This window comes from Pseudomonas rhodesiae (assembly GCF_007858255.1).
In the GTDB taxonomy this organism is placed as follows: Bacteria; Pseudomonadota; Gammaproteobacteria; order Pseudomonadales; family Pseudomonadaceae; genus Aquipseudomonas; species Aquipseudomonas rhodesiae.
In genome coordinates this window covers 235,888-254,260 of sequence record NZ_VFEU01000007.1, presented here as the reverse complement: position 1 = coordinate 254,260, position 18,373 = coordinate 235,888, and the positions used below count along the sequence as shown (strand labels likewise).

At 63.6% G+C, this 18,373-nt stretch carries 20 protein-coding genes and 1 pseudogene; 19 read left to right on the top strand and 2 right to left on the bottom strand.

The genetic code is table 11. The features are described 5' to 3' along the window. Positions 1–181 precede the first annotated feature (181 nt). On the top strand, positions 182–2,212 hold the full coding sequence (locus tag FIV35_RS13555; protein WP_003116834.1) for a DNA topoisomerase III: 2,031 nt from the start codon (positions 182–184) through the stop codon (positions 2,210–2,212). Between the two features lie 723 nt (positions 2,213–2,935). Here the strand turns inward: FIV35_RS13555 and FIV35_RS13550 are convergent. After that, positions 2,936–3,571 (bottom strand): cation efflux transmembrane domain-containing protein, encoded by a 636-nt coding sequence (locus tag FIV35_RS13550; RefSeq protein WP_003098972.1) that lies wholly within the window; start codon positions 3,569–3,571, stop codon positions 2,936–2,938. Between the two features lie 411 nt (positions 3,572–3,982). Here FIV35_RS13550 and FIV35_RS29775 point away from each other — a divergent pair, with 411 nt between their 5' ends. Continuing rightward, positions 3,983–4,192, top strand: a complete 210-nt coding sequence (locus FIV35_RS29775) for a sterol desaturase family protein (RefSeq protein ID WP_014747696.1) — start codon at positions 3,983–3,985, stop codon at positions 4,190–4,192. A 460-nt stretch (positions 4,193–4,652) separates the two neighbouring features. Here the strand turns inward: FIV35_RS29775 and cadR are convergent, their stop codons facing one another. Beyond that, positions 4,653–5,051: a Cd(II)/Pb(II)-responsive transcriptional regulator gene (gene cadR, locus FIV35_RS13535; RefSeq protein WP_003098965.1), complete on the bottom strand. Its 399-nt coding sequence runs from the start codon at positions 5,049–5,051 to the stop codon at positions 4,653–4,655. On the opposite strand from cadR, the pseudogene FIV35_RS30455 reads away from it, so the two are divergent. The 17 genes and pseudogenes from FIV35_RS30455 to FIV35_RS13450 all read left to right on the top strand — a co-directional run. Beyond that, positions 5,050–5,376 (top strand): annotated as a pseudogene (locus FIV35_RS30455) (heavy-metal-associated domain-containing protein); the annotation flags it as partial. The gene cadR and the pseudogene FIV35_RS30455 overlap by 2 nt on opposite strands. Before the next feature lie 33 nt (positions 5,377–5,409). Beyond that, positions 5,410–8,055 carry a heavy metal translocating P-type ATPase gene (locus tag FIV35_RS13530; protein ID WP_425311436.1) on the top strand — a complete coding sequence of 882 codons (2,646 nt, stop codon included), beginning with the start codon at positions 5,410–5,412 and terminating at the stop codon, positions 8,053–8,055. A gap of 3 nt (positions 8,056–8,058) precedes the next feature. Continuing rightward, complete coding sequence (lspA, locus tag FIV35_RS13525; RefSeq protein ID WP_034137618.1) at positions 8,059–8,559, top strand: signal peptidase II; 501 nt, start codon at positions 8,059–8,061, stop codon at positions 8,557–8,559. Between the two features lie 342 nt (positions 8,560–8,901). After that, the gene (locus FIV35_RS13520; protein WP_223656317.1) at positions 8,902–9,207 is read left to right on the top strand and encodes a hypothetical protein; all 306 of its coding nucleotides are present in this window, start codon (positions 8,902–8,904) and stop codon (positions 9,205–9,207) included. A 337-nt stretch (positions 9,208–9,544) separates the two neighbouring features. After that, positions 9,545–9,757 (top strand): hypothetical protein, encoded by a 213-nt coding sequence (locus tag FIV35_RS13515; RefSeq protein WP_003116833.1) that lies wholly within the window; start codon positions 9,545–9,547, stop codon positions 9,755–9,757. A gap of 21 nt (positions 9,758–9,778) precedes the next feature. Further along, positions 9,779–10,171: a hypothetical protein gene (locus FIV35_RS13510; RefSeq protein WP_003098949.1), complete on the top strand. Its 393-nt coding sequence runs from the start codon at positions 9,779–9,781 to the stop codon at positions 10,169–10,171. 213 nt (positions 10,172–10,384) lie between these two features. Beyond that, complete coding sequence (locus FIV35_RS13505; RefSeq protein WP_003098947.1) at positions 10,385–11,122, top strand: DUF5983 family protein; 738 nt, start codon at positions 10,385–10,387, stop codon at positions 11,120–11,122. Between the two features lie 96 nt (positions 11,123–11,218). After that, positions 11,219–11,497, top strand: a complete 279-nt coding sequence (locus FIV35_RS13500; RefSeq protein ID WP_003108989.1) for a hypothetical protein — start codon at positions 11,219–11,221, stop codon at positions 11,495–11,497. Positions 11,498–11,784: 287 nt separating this feature from the next. Next, on the top strand, positions 11,785–12,597 hold the full coding sequence (locus FIV35_RS13495; protein WP_006226009.1) for a hypothetical protein: 813 nt from the start codon (positions 11,785–11,787) through the stop codon (positions 12,595–12,597). A gap of 141 nt (positions 12,598–12,738) precedes the next feature. Beyond that, a complete protein-coding gene (locus tag FIV35_RS13490; protein ID WP_006226010.1) occupies positions 12,739–13,092 on the top strand; it encodes a DUF3085 domain-containing protein in 354 nt (117 codons plus the stop codon). 366 nt (positions 13,093–13,458) lie between these two features. Beyond that, positions 13,459–14,388 (top strand): DUF3577 domain-containing protein, encoded by a 930-nt coding sequence (locus FIV35_RS13480; RefSeq protein WP_006226011.1) that lies wholly within the window; start codon positions 13,459–13,461, stop codon positions 14,386–14,388. A gap of 58 nt (positions 14,389–14,446) precedes the next feature. Then, a complete protein-coding gene (locus tag FIV35_RS13475) occupies positions 14,447–15,136 on the top strand; it encodes a DUF3275 family protein (protein WP_006226012.1) in 690 nt (229 codons plus the stop codon). 94 nt (positions 15,137–15,230) lie between these two features. Next, a complete protein-coding gene (locus FIV35_RS13470) occupies positions 15,231–15,557 on the top strand; it encodes a hypothetical protein (RefSeq protein WP_006226013.1) in 327 nt (108 codons plus the stop codon). 102 nt (positions 15,558–15,659) lie between these two features. After that, positions 15,660–16,001 (top strand): hypothetical protein, encoded by a 342-nt coding sequence (locus FIV35_RS13465; RefSeq protein ID WP_006226014.1) that lies wholly within the window; start codon positions 15,660–15,662, stop codon positions 15,999–16,001. A 104-nt stretch (positions 16,002–16,105) separates the two neighbouring features. Further along, complete coding sequence (locus FIV35_RS13460) at positions 16,106–16,756, top strand: hypothetical protein (protein ID WP_008266552.1); 651 nt, start codon at positions 16,106–16,108, stop codon at positions 16,754–16,756. 64 nt (positions 16,757–16,820) lie between these two features. Beyond that, positions 16,821–17,930: a DUF6094 domain-containing protein gene (locus FIV35_RS13455; RefSeq protein ID WP_003124464.1), complete on the top strand. Its 1,110-nt coding sequence runs from the start codon at positions 16,821–16,823 to the stop codon at positions 17,928–17,930. A 50-nt stretch (positions 17,931–17,980) separates the two neighbouring features. Then, positions 17,981–18,301, top strand: a complete 321-nt coding sequence (locus FIV35_RS13450) for a hypothetical protein (RefSeq protein ID WP_003098896.1) — start codon at positions 17,981–17,983, stop codon at positions 18,299–18,301. Positions 18,302–18,373: the final 72 nt, after the last annotated feature.

Sequence of the window (18,373 nt, the reverse complement as noted above, 5' to 3'; positions counted from 1 at the left end):
CTCCCGGAAATCGCGGCTCTCGGCCCGCACACTTCCGGCCACGCACCTTCCCCGCACTCGCCATTTCATCGGCGTGAAAGCGGTCGCTGCCGCATGCGGCTTGTTTGCTGCTGCCAGGGGCTGCGCTCGGCATCCTCGATCCCAGCAACTCCATGAACAACAGGAATCGGGATGGACGGATATGCGGCTGTTCTTGTGCGAGAAGCCCTCCCAGGGCAAAGACATTGGCCGGATTCTCGGCGCCACGCAGCGCGGTGAAGGCTGCCTCAACGGTTCCGGCGTCACGGTCACCTGGTGCATCGGCCATCTCGTGGAGGCGGCGCCGCCCGAGGCCTACGACGAGCAGCTCAAACGATGGTCCGTTGAGCAGTTGCCCATCATTCCCCAGCACTGGCGGGTCGAGGTCAAACCGAAGACCGCCACGCAATTCAAGGTCGTCAAGGCGCTCTTGGCGAAGGCGACTCACCTGGTTATCGCCACCGATGCCGACCGCGAGGGCGAATTGATCGCCCGCGAGATCGTGGAGCTTTGCGGCTACCGCGGCCCCATCGAACGCCTGTGGCTGTCGGCGCTCAACGATGCGTCCATTCGGGCGGCACTGGGCAAGCTGCGGCCTTCGGCCGAGACGCTTTCGATGTACCACTCGGCGCTGGCGCGCTCCCGTGCGGATTGGCTCGTGGGCATGAACCTGAGCCGGCTGTTCACGGTGCTGGGGCGACAGGCGGGTTACGACGGCGTGCTGTCGGTCGGCCGCGTACAGACCCCGACGCTCAAGCTCGTTGTGGACCGCGACCGCGAGATCGCGCGCTTCGTGTCCGTACCATACTGGGCCATCGCCGTGTCCCTGTTCGCAGGCGGTTCGACTTTCGCCGCGCAATGGGTTCCACCCGATGCGTGCACCGACGACGCAGGCCGCTGCCTGCGGCAGCCGGTCGCACAGCAGACCATGCAGCAGATCCGCGCTGCGGGCAGTGCCCACGTCGTGTCGGTGGAGACTGAGCGTGTCCGCGAAGGCCCGCCGCTGCCGTTCGACCTGGGCACCTTGCAGGAAGTGTGTTCCAAGCAGCTTGGGCTGGACGTGCAGGAAACCTTGGAGATTGCCCAAGCCCTGTACGAGACGCACAAGGCCACGACGTACCCCCGCTCGGACTCCGGCTACCTGCCCGAGAGCATGTTTGCCGAAGTGCCCACCGTTCTCGACAGCCTGCTCAAGACCGATCCCTCGCTGCGCTCGATCATGGGCCAGCTCGACCGCTCGCAGCGCTCGCGCGCCTGGAACGATGGCAAGGTCACGGCGCACCACGGCATCATCCCGACGCTCGAACCGGCGAAGCTCTCCGCCATGAGCGAGAAGGAACTGGCCGTGTACAGGCTCATCCGGTCGCATTACCTGGCGCAGTTCCTCCCTCACCACGAGTTCGACCGCACTGTGGCCAAGTTTTCGTGCGGGGGGCAGAACCTGGCGGCCACGGGCAAGCAGGTTGTCATCCCGGGTTGGCGCCAGGTGCTCGCCGAGCCGCAGGCCGAAGACGGTGATGGCGAGGGCGATACTGCGGTCCGCGCCCAGGTGCTGCCCGCGCTGCCGAAACTGTATGAGGGCCTGGCATGCCAGGTGGCCGACGTCGATCTCAAGGCACTCAAGACGCTGCCGCCCAAACCGTACACGCAAGGCGAGTTGGTCAAGTCCATGAAAGGCGTCGCCAAGCTGGTGTCCGATCCCCGCCTGAAGCAGAAGCTCAAGGATACGGTTGGCATCGGCACCGAAGCGACGCGGGCCAACATCATCGGCGGCCTGATCGCTCGCGGCTACCTCGTGAAGAAGGGGCGCGCCATCCGCGCCTCGGATGCGGCTTTCACTTTGATCGATGCCGTGCCTGCGGCGATTGCCGACCCTGGCACCACCGCCGTCTGGGAACAGGCGCTCGACATGATCGAGGCCGGACAGCTCACCCTGGACGTGTTCATCGGCAAGCAGGCCGCGTGGATTTCGCAGTTGATTGCGCAGTACGGCAGCGCCTCCCTGTCCATCAAGGTTCCCCAAGGGCCGGCATGCCCGCAGTGCGGCGCACCCACGCGCCAGCGCAGCGGCAAGAGCGGCCCGTTCTGGTCGTGCAGCCGCTACCCGGACTGCAAAGGCACGCTGCCAGTCGAATCCGGCAGCTCCAAGCGCGGCGCCTCGCGCCCGCGCCGTAGCGGCCGCAAAGGCTCCTGACCGCCCCCGTTCCCCGTGAGCCGTGCCCGCCTTCGGCGGCGTGGCCCCTGTCCCGCACTCCGCCGCATGCCCTGCGGGACGCCCAGCGCGCAACGCCTTCTTGATCCGTGTGCGCGTCCCGCCCAGCCGTCCCCGGCCGCGGGACCTGAAGGTAGCTTCTCTGCGAGCCGCACCACGCGCGTTCTGTTGATCTGCGTTTCTTCCGCCCTCTGCGAAGGGTCTCCCGGTGGCTTGCCAGGCTGCACGAGCCACCGGGAGACCCTTCGTGGTCAGCGGTAATCGGTGCCGGTGCCCGCCGGTGCAAAAACGGGCTCCCTTTGTGCGCGGATGTGCGCCAGACGATGCCGGCCCCAGCCACGACATGGGCCGGGTGTGATTGCTTGATGAGCAGACGGTTCTAGCGACGACCGGGCCTGCCAATCAGCCCACGGGTGGTTCCTCTTTTCTCCCGAGCCGAAGGCCGTTGGGCCTTCGGCGCCATTCTCCTGCCCATCAACGTCCCGGCCCGGCCATTGGCCTGGGCCACACGAACAGGAGAGACGACATGCACCCTCAACCTTGCGCACCGCTGCTGTACGGCAGACGGAGGTCGAGAACGGCATGCCCGCCTATCGCGCGGCCATCGCCAATGGTACGCTCGGCTGCAGCCGAGGCCGTAGCCCAAAGGCTGGACTACCTCTTTTGCAGAGGTAAACCTCGGGATGAACTGGGCGAAAACATGCCTTATGTGCCCGCCTTACGGCGAGCTGTTTCCGATGCTTCGCGCAGGATTTCCCGCCCCCCATTCGCTGCGATTGCGGCCACGATGACGCCCAGCACCAGATCCGGGATGTTCGACCCGAACCCCATCACCAGCACCCCGGACAGCACAATCGCACCATTGACGATGGAGTCGTTGCTGGTAAAGATCGCTGACGCCTTGAAGTTCACATCTTCCCCGCGATGGCGGCGCAGTAGTCTGAGGCACACTAGGTTCAAAGCCGCGTTCAGCGCGGCCATGGCCATCATGGCTGGGCCGACAGGCTCTTCCCCTCCAGCGAAGCGGCGTAGGACTTCCAACAGCAGCAGCGCGGCCAGGCCGATTAGCAAGAAACCCGACAAGCGGGCCGCGCCCACCTTGACCGTTGCCGCACGACCGACGGCATACAGGCTAACCGCATAGACCGACGCATCGGCGAGGTTGTCCAACCCGGCGCCCATCAGCGCCGTAGAGCCAGCCCAGATGCCAAGGGCAATGCCGGCGGCGGACTGCGTCAGGTTGATCAGCAACACAGTCAGAAGAATCTTTCGGTCCTTCGCATCGCTCGCATCTAGGCGGCCCAACTCGTCGTTTTCGTGATTTCTGTGGTTTTCAGCCATGCATTGTTCCTTCCAAATCGATGGATGCTGAAGCCTGTAGCGGCTGGAGAGTCAAGGCGCAGATGCAACGAACTTGCCACAGGGTCTTCCCGGACGCCCTTGACTCTACCGTAGCTAGAAGGTTTTCCAATCCAGTCAGAGCTTTAGGACAGAACAGATGAGCACCAATGCGCCCCCTTCATTGCGACTGTCATCCGGTATGGCTGCTATCCACTGATCCGTGGCGCCACTGCGGTTGTGCTCTTCGGCGAGCTCGCGACCGGCCGGCCGTCTTTTCCGACGGAGCTACTCACAGTGATCGTCGCGCTCGCTTGTGCCGCCTTGCTAGAGGGCGGGCGGCCTTTCCACTCCCCGTTGAGCCAGTAGCGGCGTTCCAAGCTGTGGTTGGCCGTCGGCGCATGGCTCGGCTTCTTGGTCGTGCATCTGGCCTTCCAGCACTCCAATCTGGGATACCGGGTCGGGCCGTTGGGATTGTTGATCGGGGTGGCTGAAGCCCATCGCTGGCATCACAAGCGTGAGCACGAAGACGCCCAAGTCAACTACGGCGATTTCTGGATGCCCGGGGGCCACTTGTTCAGCGCTTTCCGGTCGCAAAAGCACACGCTGGGCGCCAAAGAGTGACACTCAAGAAAGATGGACTTTCCAATGGACTACGGCCCGCAGCTTGTCTATCCCTTCCGGAGCCGGCCAGCAGCGGCAAACGCTTGCGCTGCTGGCTATACGATCTTGCCCACGTCGCATTCTTGCGCGAGTCGGGCCTTGCGGCTTCTTGCGAAGCGATCGCGAGTTGCGTGGCGTGCCCATGAGTCGGGCCGCGTCGTGGCGCACTGCTACCTTGGCCTGCACCTGCACCTGCACCTGCGCAGCCACGCCGCGATGCTCGGTCTGGCCTGGAGAACCCGTAAGGTGGCGGAGATTGCGGCGCGCAGGTCGTCCGGCTCGCGCTGGCTCCTGTGGGCCACGCCCTCGGTCGCACGCCGTCTCAAAACGTCAGAACCGCGCGCTTTCGCATGATGGAGCGCGGCACGTGGCTCTCAGAACTGGACCCGATCACTTCCAGCACCGATGACACGCTCGAGCTTCAGGCGGGCTCGGCCAAGCTGTTGAGAATGCCGCACTCGCGCGAGGTTCGGGCGCTATCGCAGGAGCGTCGCAGATCCATTAACTCGCGCTCCAAGGCGCGCAATTCCTTCATCTTGGTCCGCACTTGCGCGATATGAGCGTCGACCAGCGCGTTCACCTCGCCGCAGCCCAACTCTGGCCGATCCCGTAAGTTCAGCAGTTGACGGATCTCATCCAGCGTCATGTCCTTCGCCCGGCAGCGGCGGATGAACAGCAAGCGCTGCAAATGGACTTCGTCATAGAGCCTGAAGTTGCCCTCGCTACGTGCAGGCTCGGGCAGCAAGCCTTCTGACTCGTAAAAGCGCACGGTCTGCACCAAGCAATCTGCCTTCTTGCCCAGTTCACCGATCCGCATCATGGTTGCTTCCTATAAAAAACTTGACTCTATATCTACTAGAGGTTTTCTAATGATGGCATCCGGGGAAAACCTTGTCAATGAAGAGCGATCTATGAACAAAGAACCTTCCAGCCCATGCGCCTGCTCCGGCGGCAATGGCCAACAGACGGCGTGCGCCAGTGAGCAGGCCAGCACTGAAACCACCGTTTTCCACGTGAGCAACATGGATTGCCGCAATGAGGAAGCACTGGTGCGGCGAACGCTGGAGGGCATGCCCGGTGTCGAGCGGCTCCTGTTCGATCTTCCGCAGCGTTTGTTGACCATTTCGCACCGCGAAGTCTCGGCCGATGCCTTGGAGCAAGCGCTGAATTCGGTGGGCATGAAGGCTCAGGCTGTCCGAGACGCCGCCGTGTCGACCACCTACCGCATCGAGAACATGGACTGCCCGAGCGAGGAGAAACTCATCCGCTCGCACCTCGGGGCAGTCGAGGGAATTCAGGACCTCGACTTCGACCTCGCTGAGCGCACCCTGTCGGTGAAACACCTCGCTCAGGCACGCGCGCAGATGGAGCAGGTCCTGGCCTCGATCGGCATGCGCGCCAAGGAGCAGACCTTCGGCCACACGGGGCCGATCGAAGCCGCGGCTGTGATCCCATCCTCGGCCCTGCAGCAGCAACCAACCGCTGCCGTTTCCGCGCCGCCGATCGGCGAGCGGGTGACGTACCGGATCGAGAACATGGATTGCCCGACGGAAGAAGCGCTGATCCGCGACCGGCTGGGCAAGCTGCCGGGTGTGACCGCGCTCGACTTCAATCTGATGCAGCGTGTGCTGGGAGTCCAGCACACGCTGGCGACCTCAGCGCCGATCGAGAAGGCGCTTGCTTCCATTGGAATGCAGGCTGCGCGGCAGGACATGCAGACAGCCACCACGGTACTTCGCATCGCGAAGATGGACTGTCCGACCGAGGAAAGTCTGATCCGCGGCAAGCTGCAAGGCATGCCGGGCGTGCAGGGAATGGATTTCAACCTGATGCAGCGCACGCTCACGGTTCGGCACACACCCGACGCGATCAAGCCGGCAGTCGAAGCCATCGAATCGCTGGGCATGGAAGCCGAGGTCCAGAGGACTGATGAGCCGCGCGATGCCCCGGTGGCCGCGCACAAGACCAATTGGTGGCCGATGGCGGTTTCGGGCGTTGCGGCGGTGGCCGCCGAAGGCGTGTACTGGGTCAACGACGGCAATCATTGGGCCGTGATCGTGCTGGCACTGGTTTCGATCTTCACCGGCGGCCTCAGCACCTACAAGAAGGGCTGGATCGCGCTGAAGAACCTCAACCTGAACATGAACGCCCTGATGGCCATCGCGGTCACCGGCGGCATGGCGATCGGCCACTGGCCGGAGGCCGCCATGGTCATGTTCCTGTTCGCGTTGGCGGAAGTGATCGAGGCGAAGTCGCTGGACCGCGCCCGCAACGCCATTCGGGGGCTGATGGACTTGGCGCCCGAGACCGCGACCGTGCGGCAGGCCGATGGCTCATGGACAGAGCTGCCGGCCAAGGAGGTCGCAAAGGGCGCGGTGGTCCGCGTGCGTCCTGGCGAGCGCATCGCACTGGACGGCCTGATCACCTCGGGTCGATCGGCCATCAACCAGGCGCCCATCACCGGCGAGAGCCTGCCCGTCGAGAAGGCCGAAGGTGACCAGGTCTTCGCCGGAACCATCAATGAGACCGGCTCTTTCGAATACAAGGTGACCGCAGGCGCCAGCGACTCGACGCTCGCGCGCATCATCCATGCCGTGGAGTCCGCGCAGGGCAGCCGTGCGCCCACGCAGCGCTTCGTCGACCAGTTCGCCCGCGTCTACACGCCGGCGGTGTTCGCGGTGTCCGTGCTGGTTGCCGTCGTGCCGCCGCTCGCCTTCGGCGGCGCATGGTTTGACTGGGTCTACAAGGCCCTGGTACTGCTGGTGATCGCCTGCCCCTGCGCTCTGGTCATCTCCACGCCGGTCACCATCGTCAGCGGCTTGGCCGCTGCCGCCCGACGCGGCATCCTGATCAAGGGTGGCGTCTACCTGGAGGGCGGGCGCAAGCTCAAGGCGTTGGCCCTGGACAAGACCGGCACACTCACACATGGCAAGCCCGAGCAGACCGACTTCGTGCCGCTGATCGGCGAGGCGCAGGAAGTTGCCGCCTGGGCCGCAAGCCTCGCGGCACGCTCGGACCATCCTGTGTCTCAGGCCATCGCCCGCAAGGCGAACCGTGACGGCATCGCGCTGCACGAGGTCGACGACTTCGCGGCGCTGCCTGGCCGCGGCGTGCGCGGCCGCGTCGCCGGGCGCATGTTGCACATGGGCAACCACAGGCTCGCCCAGGAGCTGGGCCTGAGCGAAGCGACGCTCCAGGCTCGGCTGGAGACCCTGGAGCGCCAAGGCAAGACAGCGATCCTGCTGATGGACGATGCGACCGTGCTCGGCATTTTTGCAGTGGCCGACACCGTGAAGGAAACCAGCCGTGAGGCGGTGGCCGACCTGCAGGCGCTGGGTGTGCGCACGCTGATGCTGACGGGGGACAACCAGCACACGGCCGCGGCCATCGCTGCCCAGGTCGGAATCTCTGAAGCCCGTGGTGACCAACTGCCCGAAGACAAGCTCAAGACCATCGAAAGCCTGGTCGGCGGCGAGGGCCAGGTGGGCATGGTGGGCGACGGCATCAACGATTCGCCCGCGCTCGCCCGTGCCGACATCGGCTTCGCCATGGGCGCGGCCGGCACCGACACCGCGATCGAAACAGCCGACGTCGCCCTGATGGACGACGACCTGCGCAAGATCCCCGCCTTCATCCGGCTGTCGCGTAGCACTGCGGCGATCCTCACGCAGAACATCGTTCTGGCCCTTGGCATCAAGGCGGTGTTCCTTGCGTTGACGTTCACAGGGCATGCCACCATGTGGATGGCTGTGTTCGCTGACATGGGGGCAAGTCTTTTGGTTGTCGTCAATGGGCTGCGCCTCCTGAAGTTCAAGGCGGCATGAACAATGGATGAACCATCTCTTCGCAAGACGCAGTGGTACTCACTCGCGATCGTTATATTCGCCGGCGATCAGGCAGCTAAGAGCTACATTGACGCGACAACTCCCTTGGGTTGGTCGCACGAGGTGGCGTCATTCTTCAACCTAGTTCACGCTCTCAATCCCGGCGCGGCGTTCAGCTTCCTTGCTGGCGCGGGCGGCTGGCAGCGGTGGTTTTTTCTGGCGATCGCGTTCGCAATATCGGCATGGCTCGCATGGCTGCTCTCCCGGCCGCTGCGCAAAACGGAAGGCCTTTCGTACAGCCTCATTCTGGGCGGCGCATTGGGCAACGCGTTCGACCGCGCCACGCGCGGGCACGTTATCGACTACATCGACTTTCACCTGCACGGCTGGCACTGGCCCGCCTTCAACATCGCTGACATGACCATCGTGGGCGGGGCGATCGCGCTGGTGGCCCAGTCGTTCATGAGCGTGGAGAACCCGGCCGCCACAAAGGAGTCCCAGTGACATTGGGACGATCCGGAAATTCGCAATGCACACGGTGCAGGACACCAATCTGAAGAGAACGGCCCCCAGCATGAGCGGCCGCGGCTTGGCCCTCATGCTAGCGCCCACCGCCGCTTTTGCTGCAACGCCCTGTTGCGATGGCGGCGATTGCTGCAACGACGTCGCAATGCCTTGCTGTGAATAAACAGCACGCAAGCCAGTTGACCTGGCAATTATGAAAGTCCATCACGGCGATGCTGGCCTTTTTCGTTCCAATGAGCCGTCACGGAGAGGTGATGATGAAGCTATGCCGGGATCCTGCAAGCTTTAGGACGGTCTTCTTTACCGCATAGCGATATGCTGATGTCACCCGTTCGCCTCGCCTGGCAAGTACAAGTAGTTCGTCGCGGTTTTCTGGCCGTGTCCGCCCGCTTCGCTGGCCCTTTTGCCCCAAACAAGCGCAATCATGCCTGCGTTACCACCAAAGTTCGCCCCCGCCAGTTGCTGTTCCTAAAGGGCATCAAGCTCAACGCCATCGCCGACCGGCCAGCGTATTTCGCATCGCTGCGTGCCCGTCGGGGCCAGCCCATCGTCATCCTCGCAGAGCTGGGACCGGACGAGGCATTCGCCCTGTGGAAGCAGCATGTACTGGGCGACAGGCCTCGCTGACCCAGTTTCGCCTCATCCTCCTGACAGCCCCGCACTTATTGCGGGGCTTTCTTTTTTCCGCGTTCGCCAATCGGGGCTGTTGCAAATGCCGATTTCCGGCTGACGCGGCTCGCCTCGCGCATGAAGCTGCCCGCATGTGTCGCTGATTCGTCAGCACCATGCCAGCAGCCAGAGTTTCCAGGCTGCCGCGGATTCTTTCCGCGCTACCCGCCAGTCCGCCATCGCATCGAGTCTGCGGACGCGCGTCACCCGTGACGCCGATGCTTTTTTCTCAACCGCGTGCGGGAGCTGCCATCCCGTGAGGGACGAGGCCCCGCTTTTTCCAAGGAGCCCGTCCATGTCCCAGCAAGCCTCTTTCGGCCAGTTGGCCTTGATCCATTGCGGCAAGTTCCTGCCGCTCGAAATCCTGCATAGCGCCGCCGGCCACTACATCGGCACGCGCGATACAGAAGGTCCCGTTTCGCGGGAATCCTGCCAGTACTTCCGCAGCTATGCCGCGGCTCAACGTGCCCTCGAAAGAGGCGGCTGGTCCCAGCTCGCCACACCCTGATCCAACTGGAGGAACCACGTCATGAACCAGCTTTTGCCCCAGGAAGTCGTCGATCAGATCATGCGGGAAGAGCAGCATTTCGCCGCCGCGCCCCAAGCCTTCTTCGAGGTCTGGAAGCGCGGCGTCGAGATCGCAGGCCCGCAATGGTTTGGCGACGGCACGCGCGAAGGCCTGAACCAGGCAAAGAGCAAGTGGGATCTGCGTCCCGACATGCTGCGTGCCAACGACGCACTCGGCGTCCTGAGCAGCGGGGAACGCATGTTCCTGTCCGCCATGTTCAGCTTCTACAACGCGCGCGAGGGCGGTGCCATGCTCAAGCGCTGCCACTTCCAAGGACTGTCGGACTTCGATGGTCTCGATCTGCAACGCCGCAAGGTCATCGCCGATCTGTTGGTGAACTACAGCGGTTGGTGAGCCGGTCTGCGGCATACCACCGTCTTTTTGTTCACTGCCCATGAGGGACATGCGTCCACGCGGCCATGTCCCTCGATTTTTCTTCCGTCAGCCTGCGCCGATTGGCCCAAAGCCCTCGATCAGTGCCGCCTGACGCTTTTTCCACTTTCAACCCACCGGGGTTCAATTCCCGGTGGCGGGAATTGGCTCCATTATTCAATCTGGAGAAATTCCATGACCCAGAATCCCAATCCCTTTGTACGCGGCTACTGGAATCTGAGAGTCGTCCGAACGCTGTGCATCTGCTACGGGGACGGAAGCCCGCATGTCTGGCGATCCATCCACACGAGCCAAGCGCATCTTTCCGACAACGACCTGATCTCATCGCCTTGCATCGTCACCAGCGACTTCGCGTTGATCAAAAGCGGCACTGACGCCATCAGCGACGAGCTGATTGCTGAATGTGATGCTGTTGAAGGCATCAACGGCGAAGGCGTGGTGGGCGCCGTGGTCTATGCCATCCATGGCGACGACCTCGACGGCCGCCCGGTCCATGTCGGTGATACCTATTCGGCCGAAGCCGCGCGAGACGTGGTGCAGCGGTTGAGTTTCGAGACCGGCTATTACAGCCGGTGCTGGGAAGTCAGCAGCGCGCACATCTGCCAGGAAACCGGCCAGTACCTCGCCAACCTGGCAGACCTCGCCACGCCGGAGGCTTTTCTGTTCATCGCCTTTCGGGTTCCGTACAGCCCGGCGATTGGCGTCAAGCTGATCTCCACGCCCTGGACAGACAAGAACCTGGAATATGCCGAGGGCATCAGTGCTGAGCAGCTTCGACAGGAGCACCGCGACAAGGGCATGCCTGACGACCTGGCGAACATCCTTGAACTGGCCGGCCAGGCAGATGTGCGCATCCTCATCCTCGATGCCGACGCACCCGCGCTACTGGGCTTGCCACTGGCCGAGACCTAGCAGACACGCGACGCGCAAGCCTTCCCCTTTATCCCCCATATGCCAGCCCGCCTCCCACCAGGAGCCGGGCTGGTTCAATTCCATAGGAGCAATCTCATGTTCCCCGATCTCATCTTGCCCACGCCCGACTTCGAGAATCAGCTTGGAGCCTGCGTCAACGCCATGAGCCAGGACGACGCCATCGGCCAGATCCTGGTGTTCGAGCGCATGAGCGGTACGCTGCACATGCGCCATATCGACAGCGCCGATCTGGTGGACACCGACATTGACGACTACGAAATGGTCGTATTCGACGGTGGCAACACAAGCGGCGACACGTGGAAGCACGTGTTCTTCCCGCGTCAGCGAGAACACTACTTCGTGTACGAAGCCTGACCCCCAAGCCCCTTTCGAGGGGCTTTTTCTCGCCCGCAGCGCTGGAAAGCGGGTGCGATGGGGTGCCGTTTCCTGCAAGCGGGCCGCTTACTCCCGGGCCATTCTTGCCCCATGTTCGTCGGCGTTGCCGACACATGCCCAGGCAGCCAAGACCTTCAAGGCTGCAAGCACGGGAAGCCGTGCTGGTCGATGTTTTCCACGGACGTACCGCGTCCATCCACACCACCCACAAGGGACCTCTCCCTTGCGGGCGGGGAATCCCTTGTTTCTTCCTCAAGGAGATTCCCATGGACCGTTCCCTCATCAAATCCATGATGCCTTCGCTAGTCGCAGGCCACGTGCCCCGCAACGTGCGGTCGTTCAAGTACCGCGTGTTCGACGATCAGCCGCAATCTTCGACATTGGGCTTCGCCGTCGACCCCCAGCCCTTCGACGGGAAGGTAGTCGCCATCACCGACGATGCCATCGTCGTCAAGCTCAAGCCGAGCGAGTTCGCTGTGCTCGATTCCAAGCTGGTGACCACCGTCCCCGACGAAGGCGCCAAGGTGCATGTCCAACCCTACGCACGGCGCCGTTTCGATGGGCTGCGGGCGGACACGCCGGAAGAGCGCACCGAGATGACGTCCGACGGCATTCCCTACACCGTCAAGACGCACATCCTCGGCTCCGCGCCGGCCAAGCTGCCCATTCCCGAGCCGCAGTGCATGGAGCTGGGTCAGCTCATCCAGCAGTTGGAGGAAATGCCGGCGCCCGATGGCTTCCGGCGCATCACCCACATGCTGGTCGATGCGGGTGCCCGGGATTTCACCTGGGTCGATCCGACGCCGTCCAAGATCATCGAGACGCCTCCGGCGATCAGCTTCACGGTCTCGACCGCGAAGTTCGAGGGCCGGGTGACGGTGCTGTACGACCGAGGCGGCGACACCTACGTGGTGGAGCTGCATCGCGACGGCGAATTGGTCGATCGGCATGACGAGGTGTATTTCGACATGCTCGGCGAAGTGCTGGAGCGACTCATCGACGACGGACGTTGGCGCCTGATCGATGTGAGCGTGATCGACGCCAAGGCTACCCGGCAGCGCCAGGCGGTGCCGGCATGACGCCGGAAACTGAATCCTGCCGGTTCTACGGCTGACCCGTGGGTCCCGCCACGAAGTTTCGCCCATGGGCCATGTGCCCACAGGCCCTCCATCCATGCGGATGGAGGGCCTTTTCTCTATTCCACATAGGAGATTTCAACCATGTCACTGCGATTCAAAGGCTCCGACCTGCGCCCCGTGCTGACCGAGGCCATCGCCAGCCAATGCCGCGTCATCCTGGTCAAGGACCAGGGCGTGTACTTCCTCGCCGAGCAGGGAGAGCGCCGCCCGGATGGGCGTGTGAAGCTGCTGGCCTATGCCGTCGGCTGCAACCCGGATACCGACCCGTTCGACGACTGGTGGGAACTGGCGCGCGCCGAACTGGGCGGCGACGACTTCGGGGAGTACTTCGACCCGAAGGACGGCGTATTCACGCGCATCCTGCACACCGAAGACGACCTGATGCTGTCGGCCACCGCCACACATCTGTCGCTGGAGGTGGTGCCTCCCGCATAGCGCGGCAACCGCCACTCGACTCTCGCAGCCCCCCACACCGGGGGCTTTCTTTTGCGCTGAGCCGGGCTGCGTGGACAAAGGGAAACGCGCGGATGCCAATTGATTGCTGTCGCGCGCGCGAGGCCCGGCCATGCTGACCCCATGCCTGCTGACGCTGTCAGCGACATGCCAGGCAACCATCGGTCTTCGAGGTTGCGGCGCAGTTTCCACTGCGTGACCGAGCCAGCTCGCACCGCATCCATCCGCGAGCGGCCACCAGTCCCTGGTGGCGGATGCTTTCGCCTTATCAACCCACCGCGGGGTTACGCACCTTTCCCCGCATGCGTGGGCTCGGTGTGTCTCCGCTTTTCCCTATGGAGATTCACCATGAACACCACTTCCAACGAGAAATCGTATTTCGACCTCCACACCTCGGGCATCGGCTACCTCCAGCGTGTCCGTGAGGTGCCCGTCAGGGGCGGCCGCCGTGCGCAGCCCTTCCTGGCCTGCACCATCGCCGCGCTGGTCGGCCCCGCCAGGGACCCGAGCTACCGCTACTTCGACGTCAAGGTCTCGGGTGCCGAGGCCAAGAAGCTCGTTCAGCGCTACATCGGCGTTGACGATTCCAAGCAGCGACCGCTGGTGCGCTTTCGCCTCGGCGACCTCTGGGGCGATGCCTACATCCGCGACAAGGGCGAACAGAAAGGCCAGGCCGCCGCATCCCTCAAGGCGCGACTGCTCAAGGCCGAGCTGATCGAGCGGGCCGAACTGGCTTCGATCGAGCAGCACGAGTTGATCACCCGTGGCATCGGCTACCTCAACCGTCCGAAGGACGTCACCCCCAAGGATGGTGACCCGTTCCTGTCGTGCTCCATCGCCGCGCTGGCCGGACCTGTCGATGAACCGGAATATCGGTACTTCGACACGATCGTCGCCACCCCTGAAGCCGAGCATCTGGTTCGCCGATGCGTGCAGGCCATCGAAGGGGATCGCAAGGTGCTGATCGCCTTTCGTCTGAACGACATGAAGATCGATCCGTACATCCGCACCAAGGGCGAGCACGCTGGGGAACCGGCCGCAAGCCTGGAATCGACGCTGGTCCACATCGGTCTGATCAAGATCGACGGCACCCAGGTCTATCCGACGAGCCAGGCGCATGCCGAGGCAGCGCCAGCGGAGGACGCACCCGCGTCCGAAGCCGCCAACGCCATCGACACTGCCGCCGACGCCGTTTCCTACCAATCTGCCGAGCCCGCCGAGCGCGAGCCCGAATGTGCAGTCGAGGAGCAGGAGCCGGCATTGGCTGCTTCGTTCTGATCCGGCACGGCCCCTCACGGGGCCTTGCCTTTTTCCTATTCGTCCAAGGAGAACCATCATGGCAGCCACATCGGCACCTACGAGATCAGCCCTACCCATCGTCGTCCCGGGCCAGCTCACGTTGCGGACCATCCGGGGCAAGAACGGCCCGTTCACGGTTGGGCGCCTTTCTACCCCCATCGGCGAGTTCGCGGTTAAAGACGCGGAGTTGGAGCAGTACCCCGAAGGAAAGTACGACGGGGATTTCGTCATTCGCTACATCTTCGCGAAGTCCTATCCGGTCGCGGGCGGCGCGCGGTTTGAAGTGCGCGCAAACCTCGACGGCATGACGCTCAACGGCATCGACAAACTGAGTCGTGATGAGGCCCGCAGCTTCGCCACCCAGGAAGTCGATCCACTCGATGAAGAGCTGGGGACGCAGCCTGCGGAAACGCCGGCCAAGCCCGCCAAGGCCTCCAGACCCGCCAAGCCCGCACCCGTGCAGGCCTCGGCGGACCCGCTGGTCGATACCACGCCCTTCGGTGTGGATGCACCGACGCCCGCTGCGGCGGCTGCCCCTGGCAGCACCGAAGAGGGCGACGTTGCTTTGTTCGGCTTGCTCTGGCCGCTGGGCGATTCCGTGAAATTGGATTCGACCATCGACCGCCGCGCCCTGCGCGCGCAGATCGCCCGCCTGGGCGATCTGGGCTACGCGCTGGACTTCAAAACGCAGGAGTGGAGCCGCCAGGCCGAACTGCAACCTGCGTGATCGCAGACACCGCATGCGCGGTGTTCTTCATCCACCCGCCGGGGCTCTTTCCCTATGCGGGGAGGCCCCCGGCTTTCTTCTGGAGGTCTCCATCATGTCCACCATCGATTGCGATACACCCCGTTCTTCGCTGGGTGAACCCGCGTGGCGAGCTGTTTGCAAGACAGCCGCCGAGCACGCCCAGCGTGGTTGTGGCCTGTCCTGGGACCACTGGGTCACGCTTTTCAGTTCGGAGATCGACGCGCAAGCCAGTCGATTGCCGGAAGAGCAACGCGCACAGGCGCTGCAGATCGCACAGGAATGGGGCTACGCCACACCGGCCGAAAGGCAGGAAACCCAGGACTGGAACGCCGAAAACGGCTACTGCTCGCACGGAATCGAACTGGGTTATTGCCCGTCCGGTTGCGATTCGGACTATTGAGGTCCGGCACACGTCATCGCCGCTTGCGCGGCTTTTCTCCACCCCTTGGGGCAGCACCTGCCTCAGGGGCGGTGCTGTTTCCGATTCACCGAGGACATCACCATGAGTCGGCACTACTTCGACACCGTTCACAAGGGCTTTCCCATCACCGTCGTACTGGGCTGGGACCGGCCGGCAAATTACTTCTTCCTATTCATCGAAAAGCCGGCCGAGCTGATCGACGATACCGCGAAGGTCGAGAGCGACGACTTCTTGTACAGCAACCTGCACGAGAGCGACCCGTTCAACCACTACCTGGACTACTACCGAGTGGTCCTGCGCCATTTCCACATCGACGTGCCCGAAAGCATGTTCACCGAAGTCCAACAGGACTGCGAGGGCAACGTTGGCAACCGTGTAGTCAAGCATCAGGCCGACGGCTCGTTCACCGAACAGACGTTCTGAACGCCCAAGCGGATCGAACACCTTATCCGCATTCCTTCATCCCTAACGGGGCATTCGCTGCCCCTGCGGGCGGTGCTGCCCCTCATTTCATCGAGGACACCACCATGCACGCACACACTTCATCCACCACGCTGTTCCACATCGACGAATGCCCGGACGTTATGGCCGACGCTTGCGTCGGCGATGACCAGGGCAACCTGATCTTCCTGTCCATCTGGGCGCGCGACACCGCCGTCCAGCAGTTCCTTGCACGCCTGACCCTCGGGCGCGACGAGCAGGGACTGGACCAGTTCCACGTCATCACCGACCAGGGCGGCAGCGTCCCGGTATTCATCGGCAACGTCGATCGCCTGGAAAAGCGCATCACGCGCGCCTACCGGCGAACGCTGTTCGGTTCGCTGTCCAACGTGTGGCTGTTCGACCGGCGCTGCGTCAAGCCCGACAAGGCCAACGCCAGCGCATTGGCACTGCTGCCACGTGACAGCGCCCACCGGCTTGACCGCCTGTGGATGCTGGTGCGGGACACCTGCCCGTTGCCGCTGCTCGACCACTGGCGCGAGACCGTGCTGGAACTGCTGCAAAGCCGCGAGATGCTGGCCCGCCTTCCGTCCGCCCTCGGGCCGCTGGAAGGCCATCGGCTCGCCATCGACGTGCCGGCGCTGAGCTTGGCGCTGGGCTCCCTGATCCGCAGTGACGCGCTCACCGCCTATCCCTATCCGGCCAAGATTTGGACGCCGGAAGCGGTGGCGGCTTGACCCACCCTCGGAGGCACGCCTTGGCGTGCTTCCGTCATTCATCCCCGCCAACCAGGAGACTTCCATGGCTCTCATGTTCCCGCGGCTCGCCCGCAATTTCGCCAAAAATGGGTACTACCCGACCGACGAACCCACGCTCGAAAGAGCCCTCAACGCACTGATGCCCAGCGACGGGCCGATGTGCATCCTCGATCCCTGCGCCGGTGAAGGCGTGGCAATCGCCGAAGCCTCTCATGCCCTCGGGCGCGAACAGGCCAAGGCGTTCGCCGTCGAATTCGACGCCGAGCGGGCGCGCCATGCCCGCGGCCTGGTCGATCACTGCCTGCACGCGGACCTGATGGACACGATGATCTCCAAGCAGTCCTTCGGACTACTGTGGCTGAATCCACCGTATGGCGACCTGTCCAAGGACGTCAACGGCAACATCGGCTATCAGGGCCAGGGCCGTGCCCGCCTCGAAAAGCTGTTCTATCAGCGTTCGCTGTCGCTGTTGCAATACAGCGGCGTGCTGGTCTTCATCGTCCCCGGCTACGTGCTCGACGCGGAGCTGGTCGGCTGGTTGACGCGCCACTACACCGATCTGCGTATCTACCGAGCGGTGGAAACGCAGTTCAAGCAGGTGGTGATCTTCGGCCGCCGGGTCCGTCAGCGGGAGCTGGCACCCGATGGCGTCAAGGCCGTGCGCAATCTGCTGCTGCAGGTTGGGCTTGGCGAAGTCGAAGCCGAGGAACTGCCGAGCGAATGGCCGTTCCTGCCGTACATCGTCCCCGCCAGTCCGGCCGAGCCGGAGCATTTCTTCCGCGTGACGATGGAGCCCGAACAGTTCGCCGACGAGGTTGGCCGGCTGCAAGGCCTTTGGCCGTCGCTGGACACGCACTTGGGGACCGCGCAGCAGTCGCTGCGTCCACCGGCGCGGGCCTTGTCCCACTGGCATCTCGCCCTGGCTCTGGCCGCGGGCGCGATCTCCGGCGTCGTGCGCTCCCAGACGGGGCGCGTGCTCGTCGTCAAAGGTGACACCCACAAGGACAAGACGCTCCAGCGGGAATTCACCGAACGCGAAGACGGCTCCATCGCCGAGACACGCATCCTCACCGACAAGTTTGTGCCCGTTATCCGCGCGTGGGACATGACGCCTGGCTCCCCGACAAGGGGCGAGGTGCTGACCATTCGCTGATCCACCGGACGCGCTGCCGTCCTGCTGTACCACATCGAAGGAGAAACACCATGTTCCCCAATCCGTTCAAGCGGCCTGCGCCGCGCAAGCAACCCTTGTTCGCACCGAGTACGTTGAAGTTGAGCGAGAAGGTGCATTGGCTGGCTCGGCGAGGCCTGATCGACCCCTTGGCCTATGTCCAGCGCCATGTGCGCGGGGACTGGGGCGAGATCGATGAGGCCACCCGCCAAGCCAACGACGTCGCAATCCAACAGGACAACCTGATGATCTCCCAGTACCGGATCACGCCGGAACTGGTGTTGCTCGTGAAGACCAGCGAAGACCACCAGACCACGGTGGTCCAGCTTCCCGAAGAGCGCGACCTGATCTGAAGGCGCCGCCTCGTCATCCCATCCACTTGACGGAGCCACTTCACTCCGCCAGGGGTGTCGTGGCTCAATAGC

Excerpts from the sequence above, each read along its gene's own strand:
- FIV35_RS13555 (WP_003116834.1), top strand. The coding sequence starts at position 182 with ATGCGGCTGTTCTTGTGCGAGAAGCCCTCCCAGGGCAAAGACATTGGC.
- FIV35_RS13550 (WP_003098972.1), bottom strand. The coding sequence starts at position 3,571 with ATGGCTGAAAACCACAGAAATCACGAAAACGACGAGTTGGGCCGCCTA.
- cadR (WP_003098965.1), bottom strand. The coding sequence starts at position 5,051 with ATGATGCGGATCGGTGAACTGGGCAAGAAGGCAGATTGCTTGGTGCAG.
- FIV35_RS13530 (WP_425311436.1), top strand. The coding sequence starts at position 5,410 with ATGAAGGCTCAGGCTGTCCGAGACGCCGCCGTGTCGACCACCTACCGC.
- lspA (WP_034137618.1), top strand. The coding sequence starts at position 8,059 with ATGGATGAACCATCTCTTCGCAAGACGCAGTGGTACTCACTCGCGATC.
- FIV35_RS13520 (WP_223656317.1), top strand. The coding sequence starts at position 8,902 with ATGTCACCCGTTCGCCTCGCCTGGCAAGTACAAGTAGTTCGTCGCGGT.
- FIV35_RS13515 (WP_003116833.1), top strand. The coding sequence starts at position 9,545 with ATGTCCCAGCAAGCCTCTTTCGGCCAGTTGGCCTTGATCCATTGCGGC.
- FIV35_RS13510 (WP_003098949.1), top strand. The coding sequence starts at position 9,779 with ATGAACCAGCTTTTGCCCCAGGAAGTCGTCGATCAGATCATGCGGGAA.
- FIV35_RS13505 (WP_003098947.1), top strand. The coding sequence starts at position 10,385 with ATGACCCAGAATCCCAATCCCTTTGTACGCGGCTACTGGAATCTGAGA.
- FIV35_RS13500 (WP_003108989.1), top strand. The coding sequence starts at position 11,219 with ATGTTCCCCGATCTCATCTTGCCCACGCCCGACTTCGAGAATCAGCTT.
- FIV35_RS13495 (WP_006226009.1), top strand. The coding sequence starts at position 11,785 with ATGGACCGTTCCCTCATCAAATCCATGATGCCTTCGCTAGTCGCAGGC.
- FIV35_RS13490 (WP_006226010.1), top strand. The coding sequence starts at position 12,739 with ATGTCACTGCGATTCAAAGGCTCCGACCTGCGCCCCGTGCTGACCGAG.
- FIV35_RS13480 (WP_006226011.1), top strand. The coding sequence starts at position 13,459 with ATGAACACCACTTCCAACGAGAAATCGTATTTCGACCTCCACACCTCG.
- FIV35_RS13475 (WP_006226012.1), top strand. The coding sequence starts at position 14,447 with ATGGCAGCCACATCGGCACCTACGAGATCAGCCCTACCCATCGTCGTC.
- FIV35_RS13470 (WP_006226013.1), top strand. The coding sequence starts at position 15,231 with ATGTCCACCATCGATTGCGATACACCCCGTTCTTCGCTGGGTGAACCC.
- FIV35_RS13465 (WP_006226014.1), top strand. The coding sequence starts at position 15,660 with ATGAGTCGGCACTACTTCGACACCGTTCACAAGGGCTTTCCCATCACC.
- FIV35_RS13460 (WP_008266552.1), top strand. The coding sequence starts at position 16,106 with ATGCACGCACACACTTCATCCACCACGCTGTTCCACATCGACGAATGC.
- FIV35_RS13455 (WP_003124464.1), top strand. The coding sequence starts at position 16,821 with ATGGCTCTCATGTTCCCGCGGCTCGCCCGCAATTTCGCCAAAAATGGG.
- FIV35_RS13450 (WP_003098896.1), top strand. The coding sequence starts at position 17,981 with ATGTTCCCCAATCCGTTCAAGCGGCCTGCGCCGCGCAAGCAACCCTTG.